The sequence below is a fragment of the Bacillus sp. JAS24-2 genome (genome assembly GCF_008274905.1).
Lineage (GTDB): Bacteria > Bacillota > Bacilli > Bacillales > Bacillaceae_G > Bacillus_A > Bacillus_A cereus.
Window position 1 is genome coordinate 223377 of record NZ_CP031068.1, and the last position, 19124, is coordinate 242500.

A 19124-nucleotide genomic window follows, 5' to 3' on the forward strand; every position below is an offset into this window, starting at 1 on the left:
TTTATATGTAAGAAAAAAAGAGGAATTTGACAGAAAAGATAGAAAATTTTAAAGGTCAGAATTTGTTAGCTTGCTAACTAATTTCTATTAATTAATGTTGGAAGCGTTTTCGGTTGGTTTTAAGTATGGACCATTTAATCTATTTACAGGGGGATGAAGATATTATGAAACAAAAATCTATGGATACGCTAGCTGCACAAATGGAGGACTTTTTTCCAGTACGTGATGTAGATCATTTGGAATTTTACGTAGGGAATGCAAAGCAATCGAGTTATTATCTTGCGAGAGCGTTCGGATTCAAAATTGTGGCTTACTCTGGATTAGAAACTGGAAACCGTGAAAAGGTATCTTATGTTCTTGTGCAAAAAAATATGCGTTTCGTTGTGTCTGGAGCTTTAAGTAGTGAAAATCGTATTGCAGAGTTTGTAAAGACTCATGGTGATGGCGTGAAGGATGTGGCACTACTTGTTGATGATGTTGATAAAGCATACTCAGAAGCAGTGAAACGTGGTGCCGTCGCAATTGCTCCACCACAGGAATTAACAGATGAGGACGGTACATTGAAAAAAGCAGTTATTGGTACGTATGGTGATACAATTCATACGCTTGTAGAGCGTAAAAATTATAAAGGGGCATTTATGCCAGGATTCCAAAAGGTAGAATTTAATATTCCATTTGAGGAGTCTGGTTTAATTGCTGTTGATCATGTAGTTGGTAATGTTGAAAAAATGGAAGAGTGGGTTAGTTATTACGAGAATGTTATGGGCTTTAAACAAATGATTCATTTTGATGATGACGATATTAGTACAGAGTATTCGGCGTTAATGTCAAAAGTTATGACGAATGGAAGTCGTATTAAGTTTCCTATTAACGAACCAGCAGACGGAAAGAGAAAGTCACAAATCCAAGAGTATCTAGAATTCTATAATGGAGCTGGTGTACAACATCTTGCTTTATTAACAAGTGATATTGTTAAAACAGTTGAAGCGCTTCGTGCAAATGGGGTGGAGTTTTTAGATACACCTGATACTTATTACGATGAGCTAACTGCACGAGTTGGAAAAATCGATGAAGAAATTGATAAGTTAAAAGAATTAAAGATCTTAGTAGATCGTGATGATGAAGGTTACTTACTACAAATCTTTACGAAACCAATTGTAGATCGTCCGACTTTATTTATTGAAATCATTCAACGTAAAGGTTCTCGTGGATTTGGTGAAGGAAACTTTAAAGCGTTATTCGAATCAATTGAAAGAGAACAAGAGCGTCGCGGAAACTTATAAGATTTGTATCCACCAGCAAAAGTCCCTTTGCTGGTGGAAATTTCATTTTTATAAGGAGGAATCAGGATGAAATTTGTTACATTTCGTCTTCCTTCAAAAGAACTACGGGCTGGATGGCTTGAAGGTGACAAAGTAATAGATATGAATCTTGCTAGTGAAGGGAAAATCCCTTCTTCTATGATGGATTTTTTAGAGAAAGCGGATGAGTATGTAGAAGTAGTGCGGAATATTAAGAATCCAAATAAGGGTATATATGCTTTAGAAGAAGTACAATTGACAGCTGCTCTTCCTAATCCGAGTAGTATTCGAGATTTTTACGCATTTGAACAACATGTAAAAACAGCTCGTGGACGAAGAGGATTAGATGTTGTGCCTGAATGGTATGATATTCCGGTTTTTTATTTTACTAATCATCGTGCTGTAATTGGTTCCGGTGATTTTGTAATTGGTCCGAAAAAGTCTAAACAGCTTGATTATGAGTTGGAGATTGCTTGCGTAATAGGAAAAGAAGGGCGAAATATTTCTCGTGAGCAAGCAGAGGAATATATTTTTGGTTATTGTATTATGAACGACTGGAGTGCGAGAGACTTACAAGCAACAGAAATGAAAGTAGGTCTCGGTCCAGCGAAAGGAAAAGACTTTGCAACTTCTTTAGGAGCACATCTCGTTACGAAAGAGGAATTAGACGTTTATCGTAATGGTGATCGATATAATTTAGAAATGACTGCTCATGTAAATGGAAAACTATTATCAAAAGGAAACTTCCAAGATATTTACTATACATTTGCTGAAATGATTGAACGTGCTTCAGAGGACGTTACGTTATATCCAGGAGATGTGATTGGTTCTGGGACAGTAGGAACAGGATGTATTTTAGAACTGGGTACAGAAGAGTGGCTACAAGATGGAGATGTTGTAGAACTGTCGATTACTGGTTTAGGTACACTACGTAATACGATCAAAAAAGAAAAGGAAGCGGGTGATGGGCATGTTTTATCGTCACATGGGAGAACTACCTCATAAACGACATGTACAATTTCGTAAAAAAGATGGGTCGCTTTATCGTGAACAGGTAATGGGAACAAAAGGTTTTTCTGGTACGCAGTCTATTTTGTATCATCATTATATGCCAACAGAAGTAGGTCATTCTGCATTATCGCATTCTTGTCAGTTGCAGTATGAAGAGGATGTTGCTCTTTCTCATCGCCACTTTCGAACGAAAGAAAGTAAAAAAAGTGGTGATGCAATAAGTGGACGGAATTTCATACTTGGAAATGAAGATTTGTTAATTGGAGTAGTGAGTCCAACAGAAAAAATGGATTATTTCTATCGTAATGGTGATGGCGATGAAATGTTATTTGTTCATTATGGAACAGGGAAAATTGAAACGATGTTTGGAACGATTCACTATAGAAAAGGCGACTATGTAACGATTCCAATTGGAACGATTTATCGTGTTATTCCAGATGAAGGAGAGACTAAGTTTCTTGTTGTAGAGGCAAATAGCCAAATTACAACGCCGCGTCGTTATCGAAATGAATACGGACAATTGTTAGAGCATAGTCCGTTTTGTGAAAGAGATCTTCGTGGTCCAGAAAAATTAGAGACATATGATGAAAAAGGCGAGTTTGTCGTAATGACAAAATCAAGAGGCTATATGCATAAACATGTTTTAGGACACCACCCGTTAGATGTTGTTGGATGGGATGGCTATTTATATCCGTGGGTATTTAATGTAGAGGATTTTGAACCAATTACAGGGCGCATTCATCAGCCACCGCCAGTACATCAAACATTTGAAGGACATAATTTTGTTATTTGCTCTTTCGTACCACGTTTATACGATTATCATCCAGAGTCAATTCCAGCACCATATTATCATAGTAATGTTAATAGTGATGAAGTTCTTTACTATGTAGAAGGAAACTTTATGAGTCGCAAAGGTGTGGAAGAAGGTTCTATTACACTTCATCCGAGCGGGATTCCCCATGGACCGCATCCGGGGAAAACAGAGGCAAGTATAGGGAAGAAAGAGACGCTTGAATTAGCTGTTATGATAGACACATTCCGTCCGCTTCGTATTGTAAAACAAGCGCATGAAACAGAAGATGAAAAGTATATGTATAGCTGGATTGAACAAGGTTCATATACTGTGAAATAAGTAAAAAAGGCATGCTCTCAATAAGGGGGCATGCCTTTTTCACGGAATCGACATGTATAATAATACCAAAAAAATAATGGAAAGATATATAGAAAGAATAATAAGGATCGTGCATATTCAGAAGAATTTCTACTTGTTTCGACAAAAGTATTGACTAGGAAAAGCGTAATGAGTAAAATAAAAAAGCGAATTAAAAATTTTCAGAAAATTTAAAACTTGGAGGAGTGAAAGATGAAGCAAATTTTTCAAAAGAAGCCAATTGCAAAGTTAATGCATGAAAGTAAGCAAAAAACGTTAGCAAGAACATTGGGTGCGCTAGATTTAACTATGCTTGGAATCGGAGCAATTGTTGGAACTGGTATTTTTGTTCTAACGGGTGTTGTGGCAGCGAAACATTCTGGGCCAGCTATTATATTATCATTTGCGATTGCCGCGTTAGCTTGTGCCTTTGCTGCATTTTGTTATGCTGAATTTGCTTCTTCAGTTCCTGTCTCGGGCAGTGTGTATACGTATACATACGCGACGATGGGGGAAGTGTTCGCATTTTTAATTGGCTGGGACTTAATGCTTGAATATTTACTTGCTACATCTGCTGTAGCAAACGGTTGGTCTGCATATTTTCAATCTTTATTAAAGGGGTTTGGAATTCACATTCCGACTATTCTCTCCTCGGCCCCTGGTACAGGAAAGGGTGGAATAATTGATCTACCTGCAGTTCTAATTATTTTAGTGATGACAGTTCTTTTATCTAGGGGTGTTCGTGAAAGTGCACGAGTAAATAACATTATGGTATTTATTAAAATAGCAGTTGTTCTTATTTTTATCTTTGCTGGTTTTAATTATGTGAAACCTGAAAACTGGACGCCCTTTATGCCATTTGGTTTAGATGGTGTAATGGCTGGAGCGGCTACAGTATTCTTCGCATTTATAGGATTTGATGCAGTTTCAACAGCGGCAGAAGAAGTGAAACGTCCGCAACGTGATTTACCAATTGGTATTATTGCATCGTTATTAATTTGTACAGTTCTTTATATTGTTGTTTCGCTTATTTTGACAGGAATTGTTCCATACGGCCAGCTAAATATATCAGATCCAGTTGCTTTTGCACTTCAATTTATTGGACAAGATGGTTTAGCGGGGGTAATTTCAGTAGGAGCAATTACAGGAATTACAACAGTAATGCTAGTTATGATGTATGGGCAAGTTCGTGTTTCTTATGCGATGAGCCGAGATGGTTTACTGCCGAAGCGTCTTGCTAAAGTTCATCCGAAATTTAAAACGCCATTTTTAAATACATGGACAACGGGGATTATTGCGGCACTGATTTCAGGATTAATAGATTTAAATGTTTTAGCACATCTTGTAAATATGGGGACATTGTCAGCATTTGCACTTGTAGCTGTTGCGGTAATCGTAATGAGAAGAACTCATCCAGACTTACCAAGGGCATTTAAGGCTCCGCTTGTACCATTTTTACCAGCATTAACAGTGATTTTCTGTTTATACTTAATGCTTCAATTATCGGGGACAGCATGGATTAGTTTTGGGATATGGATGGTTATTGGTATAGCGGTTTACTTCTTATATAGCCGAAAACATAGTGCTTTAAATAATAGTAAAAAAGAAGAAGATGTTGCGAATTTATAAGCGAAAAAATCCATTCTAATTCTGTTAGAATGGATTTTTTTATTTGAAAATTTACATTTTTCTGAACTTGTTATAAGATAATTGTTGGCTAACTAAAGGGGTGAAATGATGAAAAATACGTGGCGTGAGTTAAGGGAGATGGACCGTAACGTATGGATTCGATTTATTGGAGAGACGTTAAATGGAATTGCAATGATGATGTTAATGCCTTTTTTTGCATTATATTTAAAAGATAAGGTAGATTCGTTGTTGGAAGTTGGGGTTATTATGGCGCTTTCTCCAATTGCTGCAAGCTTTGGATCACTTATAGGAGGGAGAATTGCTGACATATATGGAAGAAAGCCTATTATGATATTTTCTATGGCAAGTAATGCATTATTAATGCTCGGTTTTCTATTTATAGAAGGATTTATTCCATATGCAATTTTATCTATTTTTTTAGGGTTGAGTAATTCTTTATTTCATCCAGCTGCATCAGCTATGGTCGCAGATGTAACGGCACCAGAAAAAAGAACAGAGGCATATGGTTTATTACGAATGGGACACAATATAGGTGCTGCGATTGGTCCGATAATGGGAGCATCAGTAGTTGTGTTGTCAAAGAACCTTGTGTTTATTATTGCCTCTTCTACAATGCTATTTTATGCGTTACTTGTATTACTTCTTATTCAAGAGACGATGCCAAAAAGGACAGATAGGGAAGAACATAAAGAAAAGGAATCTGGGGCAGTTTGGAAAATTGTAATGCGAGATAAGGCATTAATGATTTACTTATTAGCAGGTATTATTATTTCGATGGGGTTTTCTCAAACGGAAGGCATGTTGCCACTACATTTTGATAATGAAATGAAGCGTATTTTTGGAACGAATAATCCATATCCATATTTAATGGCGTTAAACGGATTATTAGTTGTTTTATTCCAGTTTCAAATTTCAAAATGGGCTACGGATAAACCAGTCGGGAAGACGATGTTATATGGTGCATGTTTATTCGGGATTGGATTATTTTTTATAGGGTGGTTACCGAAGTGGTTTGGAGAATTTAATACAAATGCTACAATTATTTTAATAACACTACTGTTCGTTTATGCTATATATACGTTAGGTGAAATGATTATGTCGCCTGTACAGATGACATTTGTAGCAAATTTGGCCCCTGAGCATTTGAGAGGGACTTATATGGGAGCTGCAAGTTTGCAGTGGATTACAGGAAGCGCATTTGGCCCACTTTTGGGAGGTTTTTTATTAGATCGGTTACTTGGTCACTTTCTATTTACAATTTTAGCTGTAGGATGTGTAGTTGCAGGTATTGTATATGTTTCTTTAGATCGCCTTGTTGAGCAAAGGCAAAAAGACACACTAACCAAACAATCTTCTTAGTGAATAGGTGACATACACAAAAAAGGGGATTTCTACATATTTTAGGTACATAACTAGATTAGATTGCCATTTTATTTTGTGTACCTATATAGAAAATGAAATGAAAAACCAATAAGTGATGTTATTTAATTATTTATGGAAGTTACATTTTATTTCAAATAGGAACTACCTATTTTTATAAAAAGTGCTAAAATAGAAAAATGAAAACAATTGGTTAGGGTGATTTCATTGACGAAAATTAAATTAGGTTTATTATATGGTGGAAAATCAGCTGAGCATCAAGTTTCGCTACAGACGGCTCTTGCTGCTATTAAAGCGTTAAATCAAGATAAATTCGAGATTCATCCAATTTATATTACAGAACAAGGTCAATGGGTACGCGGTGAGCGTATTGAAGGCGAAGTAACAGATGTTGAAGCTTTAAAAATGAGCGGTGCAGAAAATGCGATTTCTCCGTTATCATTAAATACAGAAATTATCCCATCTGCAGCTTCTGAGGAGAACGCTATTGACGTTATTTTCCCATTACTACATGGACCAAACGGTGAAGATGGAACGGTTCAAGGACTATTAGAATTAATGAATATCCCTTATGTAGGAAATGGTGTTCTAGCATCATCTGCTGGTATGGATAAAGTTGTTATGAAAAACATCTTTGCAGAGGCTGGTTTAAAACAAGCAAAATATGCATCCTTCATTCGTAGTGCATGGGAGAAAAATCGTGAGGAAGCTTATTCTAAAGTAGAAGATAAGTTAGGATATCCTTGCTTCGTAAAACCAGCGAACCTTGGTTCAAGTGTTGGTATTAATAAGTGTAAAAATCGTGAAGAACTTGAGGATGCATTTGTAGAGGCATTCCAATTTGATCGCAAAATTATTGTAGAAGAAAATATTGTAGGTCGTGAAGTAGAAGTTGGGGTACTAGGTAATGATGAGCCGAAATGTTCAGTTGTAGGTGAAATCGTTCCGAAAAAGGACTTCTATGATTATAAGTCGAAATATATCGATGGTGATACGGCGCTAATTATTCCAGCTGAAATGACAGAAGAAGAATCTAATGTAATTAAGCGTGATGCGATTATTGCATTCCAATCATTAGACGGTGCAGGTTTAACGCGAGCTGATTTCTTCTTAACGAAAGATGGAGAAGTGTATATTAACGAAGTAAACACAATGCCAGGATTTACACCGTTCAGTATGTTCCCTCTATTATGGCAACATACTGGGTTACCGTATCCAGAATTAATCGAAGAGCTAATTCGTTTAGCGATTGAACGTCACGAAGAAAAACAAAAAATTAAATATACAATCTAACAAAAAAGGAGGAAGCACTATTCGTAGGAATAGTGCTTCCTCTATGTAAGGAGCGTTTCTATATGATAAAGCGAATGTTAAAGCAAGTGGAACAGATGGTAAATGGTACTGGATTAGCAGAGCAATATGAGGGAATTACTATTCAAGGCGTGTCTATTGATACAAGAAAAATTGAAAAAGGAAACTTGTATGTTCCGATTCAAGGGGAGCGCTTCGATGGACATGCTTTTGTAGATAAAGCTGTTGAAAATGGAGCTGTGGCTACATTATGGATGAAAGATGTAGCGAATCCACCTGAGAATCTTCCGGTTATTTTTGTGGAAGACACGCTATCCGCATTGCAAATGTTAGCGAAAAACTATCGCGATCAATTGGATGTTAAAGTTGTAGGTGTAACGGGTAGTAATGGTAAAACATCTACGAAAGATATTGTAACAAGTCTTCTTGCGACTAAATTCAAAGTGCAAAAAACAGAAGGGAACTTCAATAACCATATCGGATTACCTCTTACCATTTTAAACTTAGAAGAAAATACAGAAGTAGCAGTATTAGAGATGGGTATGTCAAGCCGAGGCGAAATTGAATTCTTATCTAAGTTAGCTCGTCCTAATGCAGCTATCATTACGAATATTGGTGAGGCACATTTAATGGATTTAGGGTCTCGTGAGGCAATTGCTGAAGCGAAATTAGAAATTGTTACAGGGTTACAAGAAGGTGGCGTGTTCGTATATAACGGAGATGAGCCTTTATTAACGAATCGTGTTCCTGAAATGAATTTAGCAGCAGAAACGGTTACGTTTGGTGATGCAAGAGCAAACGATTATTATCCAACGACTGTAACATTACAAGCAACTGGGACACATTTCAAAATGAATAGAGATGAAAATATTTCATTCTACTTACCTGTGTTAGGAAAACATAATGTGTATAATACACTTGCTTCAATGGCAATTGCGAAACATTTTGGTGTAACGTGGGAAGAGATGAAAGAAGGTTTAGTAACACTTCAAATGACGGGCATGCGTATGGAAATTGTGAAAACAAATAGTGGTTTAACAATTATCAACGATGCTTATAATGCAAGTCCGACGGCTATGGAAGCAGCATTCCATTTAATGAATGGTTTAGATGGTTTTGCTAAAAAAATCGTTGTGCTCGGTGATATGTTAGAACTTGGAGATCAAGAAGTACAGTTCCATTATGAGGTAGGAAAATTAATCGATCCAGCAAAAATCTCGCATGTATTCACATACGGTAGATTAGGGGCTCAAATTGCTGAAGGAGCGAAAATTAATTTCCCTAATGAACGTGTAAAGGCGTATGATAATAAAGAAGAGTTAGTAAAAGATTTACAAGCAGTAGTCGATGTGAAAGATGTTGTATTAATAAAAGCATCTCGCGGTATGAAATTAGAAGAAGTAATTACGATGTTGAAATAATTGGTGTATATAAATAGGGATGATAGTTACGAAAATAGAAGAAACTTATAATAAGCGCTTACAGTAAATATAAAAAAATAAAAGTGAAGAAAAAAACTCTGAATATGAAAATAAGGTAACAGTTGGGTTTGCTTTTTACACATACAAAACTTATAATTGATAAAGTGTAATAACGTTTAGAAGTATTTTCGTGAAGAATATACGCCCGTTTATATACGTGAGCATTCAGGAAAAGGGCTTTTCCGCAAATTCGGAAAACGCCTTTTTTTAAATGATAAGTATAGGATAGAAAAGGAGAAGTAACATTGACAACATTTCGAGAATTAGGATTAAGTGATTCTTTACTGCAATCTGTTGAAAGTATGGGCTTTGAAGAGGCTACACCAATTCAAGCTGAAACAATTCCACATGCATTGCAAGGTAAAGATATTATTGGGCAAGCGCAAACAGGTACAGGGAAAACAGCAGCATTCGGATTACCACTATTAGATAAAGTGGATACACATAAAGAATCGGTTCAAGGTATTGTTATCGCGCCAACGCGTGAATTAGCAATTCAAGTTGGAGAAGAATTATACAAAATTGGTAAGCATAAACGTGTTCGCATTTTACCAATTTATGGTGGTCAAGATATTAATCGCCAAATTCGTGCTCTAAAAAAACACCCACACATTATTGTTGGTACGCCGGGTCGTATTTTAGATCATATTAACCGTAAAACACTTCGTCTGCAAAACGTAGAGACAGTTGTTCTTGACGAAGCGGATGAAATGTTAAACATGGGCTTCATTGAAGACATTGAAGCAATTTTAACAGATGTGCCAGAAACACATCAAACATTACTATTCTCAGCGACAATGCCGGATCCAATCCGCCGTATTGCTGAGCGTTTCATGACTGAGCCTCAACACATTAAAGTAAAAGCAAAAGAAGTAACAATGCCAAACATTCAGCAGTTCTATTTAGAAGTGCAAGAAAAGAAAAAGTTTGACGTGTTAACACGCTTATTAGATATTCAATCTCCAGAGCTTGCAATCGTATTCGGTCGTACAAAGCGTCGTGTTGATGAATTATCAGAAGCATTAAACTTACGTGGTTATGCTGCAGAAGGTATTCACGGTGATTTAACTCAGGCGAAACGTATGTCTGTATTACGTAAATTTAAAGAAGGTTCTATTGAAGTTCTTGTTGCAACAGACGTTGCTGCACGTGGTCTTGATATTTCAGGCGTAACGCACGTATATAACTTCGATATTCCACAAGATCCAGAATCATACGTTCACCGTATCGGTCGTACTGGTCGTGCAGGTAAAAAAGGTATTGCAATGCTATTTGTAACACCACGTGAATCAGGACAATTAAAAAATATCGAGCGTACAACAAAACGTAAAATGGACCGTATGGATGCACCGACACTTGACGAGGCATTAGAAGGTCAACAACGTTTAATCGCTGAAAAGCTTCAAAGCACAATTGAAAATGAAAACTTAGCATACTACAAGCGTATTGCAGAAGAAATGTTAGAAGAAAATGACTCTGTAACAGTAGTAGCTGCTGCTTTAAAAATGATGACTAAAGAGCCGGATACAACTCCGATCGCTTTAACATCAGAACCACCTGTTGTTTCAAGAGGCGGCGGTTCTAAAAAACGCGGCGGTAACGGAGGCGGATACCGTGATGGTAACCGTAATCGTAGTCGTGATGCACGCGGCGGTGGCGATGGACGTAATCGTGACCGTAACCGTGATGGACGTAATCGTGACGGAAACCGTGATCGCAATCGTGATGGTGGTAGTCGTGGTCGTAGAGGTGAAGGCCAAGGTCGCCCTGGTTCTTCAAATGGACGCGGCGAAAGAAAACATCATAGCCGTCCACAAGCTTAATAAAAAAAAGAGAATGCCCTTTGCGGGCATTCTCTTTTTTTATTTCTATAATTGTGCATACTACATAATAGTTATGATAGAAAAGGGGCTGTTATATGCTTGTAAGGCTTGGTTACGTTGCGATGAGTGTACATTTGAAGAATGCATCTCCATCTCAAACGATGACGTATGCACAGTTTCAGAAATTAGATGATCGTGCTGCTGCAATTCGTAAACTTGAAAGAATTGCTAATTCCAATTTAGAAAATTGTTTACGTTTATTAAAGCATAATAAAGGGCATGACATATCTTTCTTTCGGCTCAGTTCAAAGCTCATTCCTTTAGCGAATCATGAGGAATTGCTAGAGTGGAACTATATTCGTCCTTTAAAAGAAAATTTAAAAAAACTAGGTGAATATGCAGTTCATATGAATATGAGAATTGATTTCCATCCAGATCATTTTGTTGTACTAAATTCACCTGAGGAGAGTGTTTTTAAACAATCTGTAAAAACATTGCAGATGCACAAAAAATTATTAAAAGGCATGGGGGTTGAACATAAGCAACGATGTGTACTGCATGTCGGAGGAGGATATAAAGATAAAGAACTTGCATTAGAGCGCTTTATAGAGAATTGGTCTAATGTCCCAAGGGGTATTCAAGAAATGATTATATTAGAAAATGATGATACAACCTTTACGTTAGAGGAAACATTATATTTAGGAGAAAAATTAGATATTCCCGTCGTATTTGACTTGCATCACCATATGATGAATAATGAGCAAGAAGATTGGCATGAAGATTGGGCACGTGTCGTTCATACGTGGGAAACGTCTTTGTTGCCGGTTAAAATGCATATCTCTAGCCCTAGAGAGGGAAAAGATCCAAGAGCTCATGCAGATTATATTAATGTAGAGGCATTTTTATCTTTTTTAAGAAGGATAAAGGGAAGTGTTCCGCAAATTGATTGTATGATTGAGGCGAAGATGAAGGATGAGTCTTTATTTCAATTAATGAGAGATTTAAGTGAACAAGTAGATGTAGAAATTATCGATGGTGCAAGCTTTTATATTAAATAAGCTTTGCACCATCGTTTTTTTGGGTTAAAAAAGGGGTTAAAATGCCACCGGTTATTAAACCTGTTAAATGACTGATCGGATTGGCAGAAGGGTTAAAGAAAGTAAATAGTAGTAATAGAAGAATCATAATTGAGAAAATGGCAATTTCTTTTGGTTTTGAAGAGCGGTATCGATTGTACAATAAAAATAACTGTGCACCTAATAGTCCGAAAATACCACCTGATGCACCTGCGTGAATATATTCAAGCGGCATAATAATATAAGAAGAAATATTTCCAGAAATTCCAGAGAGAAAAAATAGAATAAAAAAAGAAAAGTGTCCGAGTTGCTTTTCGATAGAAGAACCAAGAGCAAACAAAAAAATACTATTAGAAAGAAAATGTTGTAAGTCTACGTGTACGAGAAGAGAAGTTATGACACGCCACCATTCTCCTTTAGCGATATATTCATTAGAGGCTGCCAGTGGTAAGAGAAAAAAGTCGCCTAATATCATCATGACTAAATGAATAAGAAGTAAGGTAAGAATAGTCGGTTGTAAAGAAATATGAGTGGATCTTATTAGCATACGGTTACTTTCACCCCTTTTGCATCAGAAAGATTCTCTGTTATTCTTATCAATATGAAAGAAGAAAGTTAAATAGAAGAAGGGGATTTCGAAATGATTATAGGGATTGGTATCGATATTATTGAATTAAATCGTATTGAAAAAATGCTAGATGGAAAGCTTAAATTTATGGAACGTATTTTAACGGAAAATGAACGTAATGTTGCTATGGAGCTGAAAGGAAGTCGCCTTACAGAGTTTGTAGCTGGAAGGTTTGCAGCGAAAGAGGCGTATTCAAAAGCTGTAGGTACTGGTATCGGAAAAGAAGTGAGTTTTTTAGATATTGAAGTGAAAAATGATGAAAGAGGTAAGCCAATTCTGATTACAAGTACAGAGTATATTGTTCATTTATCAATTAGTCATAGTAAGGAATTTGCTGTTGCTCAAGTTGTTTTAGAAAGCTCGTCACGCTAGTCTGCATATTTTATATCTTTGTCTCATATATTTGAGGTAGCGATAAGGAAGGTACATCTTCCATTCATTTATAGGGGCAAAGGGGCTGAATTGATGAAAAGGCGTCTGTTTTTAGTTCTTGTCGGTTTGTTGACCGTTTTTGTGTTGGCGGGTTGTGTGGAAAAGAAGCAAGATGATGTCGTGAGAGATTTAGAATCAAAAGTAAAAGGGATGAAAAGTTATCAAGCTGAGGCAAAATTATCTATTAAAACAGGCAATGAGCCTCAAGAGTATAACGTAGAGATTTGGCATAAGGAACCGTCTTTTTATCGTGTGAATTTAAAGAATGCAAAAAAAGATCAGAGCCAAATTATTTTGAGAAATGAAGAAGGTGTATTTGTATTAACGCCAGCACTTAATAAGAGCTTCCGTTTTCAAAGTGATTGGCCGCAAAATAGTAGCCAGGCTTATTTATATGAATCACTTGTAAGAGATATTTTGCAGGACAAGAAAAACCTTACTTTTGAGAAAACAGATAAGTATTATATTTTTAAAACAAAAACAAACTATCAACATCAAAATATGTTGCCGAGACAAGAGATTACATTGAATAAGAGCGACTTGACTCCAGTTTCAGTGAAGTTAATGGATAATGATCAAAATGTTCTTGTGAAAGTAGATTTCTCTAAAGTGAAATTCGATGCGAAATTTGATAAAGGTGCATTTGATACGAAACAAAATATGTCTAGAGCACAGGTAGATGTTCAAACAACAGCGAAAGAAGACAAACCGTTTGCTATTTTGTATCCACTTGATACACCACAAGGTATGACTCTGCAAGATGAAAAAGAGTTGAAGACAGACAGTGGCAAGCGTGCGATACTCACATACACTGGAAATAAGAAATCCTTTACTTTAATACAAGAAAAGGCAAAAGTTGCAGAGGCATCATCAGCGGTAAGTGTAAGTGGAGAACCAGTTGATCTTGGGTTTACGATTGGTGCATTAACGAAAGACTCTGTAACGTGGTCGCATAACGGAGTAGAATATATGCTCGTGTCTAAAGGTTTAGAGCCGAAGGAGCTGTTAATGGTTGCTCGTTCAGTTACAGCGAAGCAGGTGAAGTAAACTTCTTAGACGTGGTGATATATGTGCACCACGTCTTTTCTTAGTTTGAAGGTGGATTTCATAAAAGAAGCATATAAAAGAATAAGCTTCGCATATCGTGTATAAGGAAGTGTATTTATGGAAGAAGCACCATTTTACCGTGACACTTGGGTGGAAGTGGATTTAGATGCCATTTATAACAACGTTACACATATTAAAGAGTTCATCCCAAGTAATGTAGAGATTTTTGCTGTAGTTAAAGCAAACGCATATGGGCACGATTATGTACCGGTGGCTAAAACGGCATTAGAAGCAGGTGCAACAAGGTTAGCTGTTGCTTTTTTAGATGAAGCTTTAGTGCTTCGGAGGGCTGGTATTACTGAACCGATTTTAGTGTTAGGTCCCTCGCCGCCGCGTGATGTAAATGTAGCTGCTGAAAATGATGTAGCGCTAACTGTTTTTCAAAAAGAATGGGTGGAAGAAGCAATTAAACTTTGGGATGGTTCATCTGTAATGAAATTCCATATTAACTTTGATAGTGGTATGGGGAGAATTGGAATACGTGAAAGAAAAGAGCTAAAAGAATTTTTAAAGAGTTTAGAGGGTGCACCGTTTTTAGAGTTAGAAGGAGTATACACGCATTTTGCAACGGCAGATGAGGTTGAGACTTCGTATTTTGATAAGCAATATAACACGTTCTTGGAGCAGTTAAGTTGGTTGAAAGAATTCGGAGTGGATCCTAAGTTTGTTCATACAGCTAATAGTGCTGCGACGTTACGTTTTCAAGGGATTACATTTAATGCAGTGCGAATTGGGATTGCAATGTATGGATTATCTCCTTCTGTAGAAATACGTCCTTTTTTACCATTTGAATTAGAACCGGCGCTATCACTTCATACGAAAGTCGCTCATATTAAACAGGTAATTAAAGGTGATGGAATTAGTTATAACGTCACCTATCGAACGAAAACTGAAGAATGGATTGCGACTGTAGCGATTGGCTATGCAGATGGGTGGCTTAGAAGGTTACAAGGATTTGAAGTGCTTATAAATGGTAAAAGGGTACCGATTGTAGGGCGAGTAACAATGGATCAGTTCATGATTCATCTTCCTTGTGAAGTGCCACTTGGTACGAAAGTTACGCTTATTGGAAGGCAAGGAGATGAGTATATTAGCGCTACAGAGGTTGCGGAATACTCAGGGACTATTAATTATGAAATTATTGCAACGATCAGTTTCCGTGTGCCAAGAATATTTATACGGAATGGTAAGGTTGTAGAGATAATTAATTACTTGAACAATATATAGAAGGTAGTATGATTGCTTCTTGTCATTGGAGTGACTGTTCATTGCTGGATAATAAGCTCTTTTTGATGAGAAGCTTTTTACTTATAATCATTTTTTATATAAGTTGCACGTAAGTTTTGAAGAGGAGTTCTATTGTTTTTAGTTAGTTATGAGATAAAAAATTTAAGAAGATGAATGTTTTGTTTGTGAATTGGAAAACATAAGCAAGGAATAAGGAAGTCTTTGCAACAGGCTCCATACAATGGTATTATTACAATAGGTGTCATATATATATTTGGGTGTGTAGTTGACGGTGGAGGTGTATTTTTGTGTCCGAATCAAGTGTAACTACTGAAATCGTGGTTCGGTTGCCAAAGCAAATGGTAACGGAATTGGACGGAATTGGAAAACAAGAGAATAAGAATCGCCATGAACTAATTTGCCAGGCAACACAATTGTTATTGCGTCAACATAAGACGAAGAAACGCTACCAACATGAATCAATGCGACGTGGGTACATTGAAATGGGAAAAATTAATCTTGGTATTGCATCTGAAGCTTTCTTAGCAGAGTATGAAGCAGCTCATACAGTAGAACGCTTAGTTAGCGGGGGGTAATATTTTGATTGTAAAACGCGGCGACGTGTATTTTGCAGACCTTTCCCCAGTTGTTGGTTCTGAGCAAGGAGGCGTTCGTCCGGTTCTTGTCATTCAAAATGACATCGGAAATCGTTTTAGTCCAACGGTGATTGTAGCGGCTATTACTGCACAGATTCAAAAAGCGAAATTACCCACTCATGTGGAAATTGATGCGAAAAAGTATGGTTTTGAGAGAGATTCTGTTATTTTACTTGAGCAGATTCGAACAATCGATAAGCAACGCTTAACGGACAAAATCACTCATTTGGATGAAGTGATGATGAGTCGTGTAGATGAAGCGTTACAAATTAGTTTAGGACTAATAGATTTTTAAATCGGCAGTTTAAGTTGCTCTCTTTGAAGGGCAACTTTTTTTATTATAGAGGAGGTTACGGTTGTATATGGAAATGGTAGATAATCGACAAGCGTTAATGAAAATGTTAGTGAAAGAATTAGGCTTTACCGAAAAGCAAGTTCGTCATGTTATTCAATTAACAGAAGAAGGTAACACAGTTCCATTTATTGCTCGTTACCGAAAAGAATGGACAGGCTCTTTAGATGAGGTGCAAATTCGTACGATTTTAGAGAGATGGCAATATATGATGCAACTTGAAGATAGGAAGGAAGAAGTTCTTCGTCTTATTGATGAGAAGGGGAAACTGACAGAAGAGCTGCGACAGCAAATTGTTAAAGCTACAAAGTTGCAAGAAGTAGAAGATCTATATCGTCCATATAAAGAGAAAAGAAGAACGAAAGCGACAATCGCTAAAGAAAAAGGATTAGAACCATTAGCTGAATGGTTATTGTTATATAAGAAAGAAGATCCGGCTAAAAAGGCAGTGGAATTTATTAATGTAGAGAAAGAAGTGCAATCTGCAGAAGAAGCTTTACAAGGTGCACAAGACATTATTGCAGAAATGGTTTCAGATGAAGCTGCGTATCGTAGTTGGATTCGAAATGTTACTTTTAGAAAAGGTGTTATGTCTTCGTCCGTGAAAGATGAAGAAAAAGATGAAAAGAATATATATGAAATGTATTACAGTTATGAAGAACCATTGCAAAAAGTAGTACCACATCGTGTATTAGCAATGAATCGTGGCGAGAAAGAAGATATATTGAGAGTTGCTGTTGTTCCGCCAGTAGATGAGATAGTAACTTTCTTAAATAAGAAAGTAATTCGTGATAACGATTCGAAAAGTGCACATTATGTACAATTAGCGATTGAAGATGGTTATAAACGATTAATTCAATCTTCAATCGAAAGAGAAATTCGTAAAGAATTAACAGAAACAGCTGAAGAACAAGCGATACATATTTTCTCTGAGAACTTACGTAACTTATTATTACAACCTCCGATGAAAGGGAAAGTCGTGCTAGCGGTAGATCCGGCATATAGAACTGGTTGTAAATTGTCTGTAGTAGATGATACGGGGAAAGTACTACATATCGATGTTATTTATCCGCATCCACCTGTTCGTAAATATGATGATGCAAAAACGAAAGTTCTTTCTATTATAGATAAATATCAAGTTGAAATGATTGCAATTGGTAATGGGACAGCATCTAGAGAAACAGAAGAGTTTATAGTAGATGTATTACAAAGTGTGAACCGAGATGTCTTTTATATTATTGTAAATGAAGCGGGTGCTAGTGTATATTCAGCCTCTGATTTAGCTCGTGAGGAATTCCCGAATTTACAAGTTGAAGAGAGAAGTGCCGTTTCTATTGGAAGACGTCTGCAAGATCCACTTGCTGAACTTGTGAAAATTGATCCTAAATCAGTTGGGGTTGGACAATACCAACATGATGTATCTCAAAAGAGACTGAATGAGTCATTAACATTTGTAGTAGAAACAGCTGTTAACCAAGTTGGGGTTAATGTAAATACGGCTTCGGTTGCATTGTTACAATATGTTTCAGGTTTATCGAAAACTGTTGCGAAAAATATTGTGGCAAAGAGAGAAGAAGATGGGAAATTCACGAAGCGCACGGAATTAAAGAAAATCCCGCGTTTAGGTGCAAAGACGTATGAACAATGTATAGGTTTCTTACGTATACTAGAAGGAGCGAATCCATTAGATCGAACAGGTATTCATCCAGAGCAATATAAAAATGTTGAATTGTTATTGAAGAGTCTAGGGTTATCGATAGATGACGTAGGACAACCGCAATTACAAAAGAGATTGGAAGAAGTAGAGATTTCTAAGTTATCTCAAGAAACAGGAGTTGGGGAGCCGACGTTAGTTGATATTATAGATGCGCTTATTAGTCCAGAAAGAGATATGAGGGATGAGTTGCCTAAACCACTTCTGAAAAAAGGGATTTTGAAATTAGAAGATTTAAAACGTGGTATGGAACTAGAAGGAACAGTTCGTAACGTTGTTGATTTTGGTGCTTTTGTTGATGTTGGCGTAAAGCAAGATGGTTTAGTACATATTTCTAAACTTAGCAAACAGTTTGTAAAGCATCCGTTAGATGTTGTATCAGTAGGGCAAATTGTAAAAGTATGGGTAGATGATATTGATACAAAAAAAGGACGCGTTGCACTATCTATGTTGCCGATTGAATAGTAAGAGAAGAGAGCAGACGAAACTGCTCTTTTTTTATGGAATAAAAAGTGTAATGGATTATGAGCTTTGATGTATTTTGCTATAATAAAACCAGCATTCATTTAATAATTTAATTTGATACCGGTTTTTTTCGAAATATGCACGTTGCATTTGTTTTTTTAGCCACGTAGGCATAGGAATCCCTCCTTGTTTAATCCTGCTCTCAAAAATCTAAAATGCTATTGATGAGAGGTTGGTGAGTGGATTTCTATTCATGTTTTGTTTTTAGAAACCACGCTTCTTACATGAGGATGGGTATATGTACTATTTAATATATGTATAAGAAGGGAGAAAAGTGTAAAAATATTTTTTTGTTTAGGG

General features: G+C 36.6%; 17 protein-coding genes. 15 read left to right on the plus strand and 2 right to left on the minus strand.

Going from position 1 to position 19124, the window contains the following annotated elements; all coding sequences use genetic code 11:
• Window positions 1-164 precede the first annotated feature (164 nt).
• The 9 genes from hppD (at window position 165) to uvsE (ending at window position 12165) form a co-directional block, all read left to right on the plus strand.
• Window positions 165-1283 (plus strand): 4-hydroxyphenylpyruvate dioxygenase, encoded by a 1119-nt coding sequence (hppD, locus tag DN407_RS01300; RefSeq protein WP_000810922.1) that lies wholly within the window; start codon window positions 165-167, stop codon window positions 1281-1283.
• Between the two features lie 66 nt (window positions 1284-1349).
• The gene (locus DN407_RS01305; RefSeq protein ID WP_149215947.1) at window positions 1350-2306 is read left to right on the plus strand and encodes a fumarylacetoacetate hydrolase family protein; all 957 of its coding nucleotides are present in this window, start codon (window positions 1350-1352) and stop codon (window positions 2304-2306) included.
• Window positions 2272-3444 (plus strand): homogentisate 1,2-dioxygenase, encoded by a 1173-nt coding sequence (locus DN407_RS01310; RefSeq protein WP_013141710.1) that lies wholly within the window; start codon window positions 2272-2274, stop codon window positions 3442-3444. Before DN407_RS01305 ends, DN407_RS01310 begins: the two co-directional genes overlap by 35 nt.
• 231 nt (window positions 3445-3675) lie before the next feature.
• The gene (gene bcaP / locus DN407_RS01315; RefSeq protein ID WP_000809349.1) at window positions 3676-5091 is read left to right on the plus strand and encodes a branched-chain amino acid transporter BcaP; all 1416 of its coding nucleotides are present in this window, start codon (window positions 3676-3678) and stop codon (window positions 5089-5091) included.
• 108 nt (window positions 5092-5199) lie between these two features.
• Window positions 5200-6471 carry an MDR family MFS transporter gene (locus DN407_RS01320; RefSeq protein ID WP_000799724.1) on the plus strand — a complete coding sequence of 424 codons (1272 nt, stop codon included), beginning with the start codon at window positions 5200-5202 and terminating at the stop codon, window positions 6469-6471.
• A gap of 228 nt (window positions 6472-6699) precedes the next feature.
• On the plus strand, window positions 6700-7785 hold the full coding sequence (locus DN407_RS01325) for a D-alanine--D-alanine ligase (RefSeq protein WP_149215948.1): 1086 nt from the start codon (window positions 6700-6702) through the stop codon (window positions 7783-7785).
• Window positions 7786-7847: 62 nt separating this feature from the next.
• Window positions 7848-9224, plus strand: a complete 1377-nt coding sequence (murF, locus tag DN407_RS01330) for a UDP-N-acetylmuramoyl-tripeptide--D-alanyl-D-alanine ligase (protein ID WP_000595961.1) — start codon at window positions 7848-7850, stop codon at window positions 9222-9224.
• A gap of 305 nt (window positions 9225-9529) precedes the next feature.
• A complete protein-coding gene (cshA, locus tag DN407_RS01335; protein WP_000206584.1) occupies window positions 9530-11107 on the plus strand; it encodes a degradosome RNA helicase CshA in 1578 nt (525 codons plus the stop codon).
• Window positions 11108-11202: 95 nt separating this feature from the next.
• A complete protein-coding gene (gene uvsE, locus DN407_RS01340; protein ID WP_149215949.1) occupies window positions 11203-12165 on the plus strand; it encodes a UV DNA damage repair endonuclease UvsE in 963 nt (320 codons plus the stop codon).
• Here uvsE and DN407_RS01345 read toward each other — a convergent pair.
• A complete protein-coding gene (locus tag DN407_RS01345) occupies window positions 12158-12730 on the minus strand; it encodes a rhomboid family intramembrane serine protease (RefSeq protein ID WP_000908524.1) in 573 nt (190 codons plus the stop codon). The two genes, uvsE and DN407_RS01345, sit on opposite strands and share 8 nt — an antisense overlap.
• A gap of 93 nt (window positions 12731-12823) precedes the next feature.
• On the opposite strand from DN407_RS01345, the gene acpS reads away from it, so the two are divergent.
• The 6 genes from acpS (at window position 12824) to DN407_RS01375 (ending at window position 18764) form a co-directional block, all read left to right on the plus strand.
• The gene (gene acpS, locus DN407_RS01350; protein WP_000583417.1) at window positions 12824-13183 is read left to right on the plus strand and encodes a holo-ACP synthase; all 360 of its coding nucleotides are present in this window, start codon (window positions 12824-12826) and stop codon (window positions 13181-13183) included.
• 156 nt (window positions 13184-13339) lie between these two features.
• Window positions 13340-14290: a LolA family protein gene (locus tag DN407_RS01355; protein ID WP_002004297.1), complete on the plus strand. Its 951-nt coding sequence runs from the start codon at window positions 13340-13342 to the stop codon at window positions 14288-14290.
• A 117-nt stretch (window positions 14291-14407) separates the two neighbouring features.
• A complete protein-coding gene (gene alr, locus DN407_RS01360) occupies window positions 14408-15577 on the plus strand; it encodes an alanine racemase (protein ID WP_000390617.1) in 1170 nt (389 codons plus the stop codon).
• Window positions 15578-15885: 308 nt separating this feature from the next.
• Window positions 15886-16173 (plus strand): antitoxin EndoAI, encoded by a 288-nt coding sequence (locus tag DN407_RS01365; RefSeq protein WP_000004570.1) that lies wholly within the window; start codon window positions 15886-15888, stop codon window positions 16171-16173.
• A 4-nt stretch (window positions 16174-16177) separates the two neighbouring features.
• A complete protein-coding gene (gene ndoA / locus DN407_RS01370) occupies window positions 16178-16528 on the plus strand; it encodes a type II toxin-antitoxin system endoribonuclease NdoA (protein WP_000635965.1) in 351 nt (116 codons plus the stop codon).
• 67 nt (window positions 16529-16595) lie between these two features.
• Window positions 16596-18764 (plus strand): Tex family protein, encoded by a 2169-nt coding sequence (locus DN407_RS01375; protein ID WP_000426236.1) that lies wholly within the window; start codon window positions 16596-16598, stop codon window positions 18762-18764.
• A 57-nt stretch (window positions 18765-18821) separates the two neighbouring features.
• Here DN407_RS01375 and cmpA read toward each other — a convergent pair whose 3' ends face one another.
• A complete protein-coding gene (gene cmpA, locus DN407_RS01380) occupies window positions 18822-18938 on the minus strand; it encodes a cortex morphogenetic protein CmpA (protein ID WP_001143642.1) in 117 nt (38 codons plus the stop codon).
• Window positions 18939-19124 lie beyond the last annotated feature (186 nt).

Coding starts and splice junctions, on each gene's coding strand:
- acpS (WP_000583417.1), top strand. CDS start 12,824: ATGATTATAGGGATTGGTATCGATATTATTGAATTAAATCGTATTGAA.
- DN407_RS01375 (WP_000426236.1), top strand. CDS start 16,596: ATGGAAATGGTAGATAATCGACAAGCGTTAATGAAAATGTTAGTGAAA.
- DN407_RS01310 (WP_013141710.1), top strand. CDS start 2,272: ATGTTTTATCGTCACATGGGAGAACTACCTCATAAACGACATGTACAA.
- DN407_RS01345 (WP_000908524.1), bottom strand. CDS start 12,730: ATGCTAATAAGATCCACTCATATTTCTTTACAACCGACTATTCTTACC.
- murF (WP_000595961.1), top strand. CDS start 7,848: ATGATAAAGCGAATGTTAAAGCAAGTGGAACAGATGGTAAATGGTACT.
- uvsE (WP_149215949.1), top strand. CDS start 11,203: ATGCTTGTAAGGCTTGGTTACGTTGCGATGAGTGTACATTTGAAGAAT.
- alr (WP_000390617.1), top strand. CDS start 14,408: ATGGAAGAAGCACCATTTTACCGTGACACTTGGGTGGAAGTGGATTTA.
- bcaP (WP_000809349.1), top strand. CDS start 3,676: ATGAAGCAAATTTTTCAAAAGAAGCCAATTGCAAAGTTAATGCATGAA.
- DN407_RS01305 (WP_149215947.1), top strand. CDS start 1,350: ATGAAATTTGTTACATTTCGTCTTCCTTCAAAAGAACTACGGGCTGGA.
- DN407_RS01320 (WP_000799724.1), top strand. CDS start 5,200: ATGAAAAATACGTGGCGTGAGTTAAGGGAGATGGACCGTAACGTATGG.
- hppD (WP_000810922.1), top strand. CDS start 165: ATGAAACAAAAATCTATGGATACGCTAGCTGCACAAATGGAGGACTTT.
- cmpA (WP_001143642.1), bottom strand. CDS start 18,938: ATGCCTACGTGGCTAAAAAAACAAATGCAACGTGCATATTTCGAAAAA.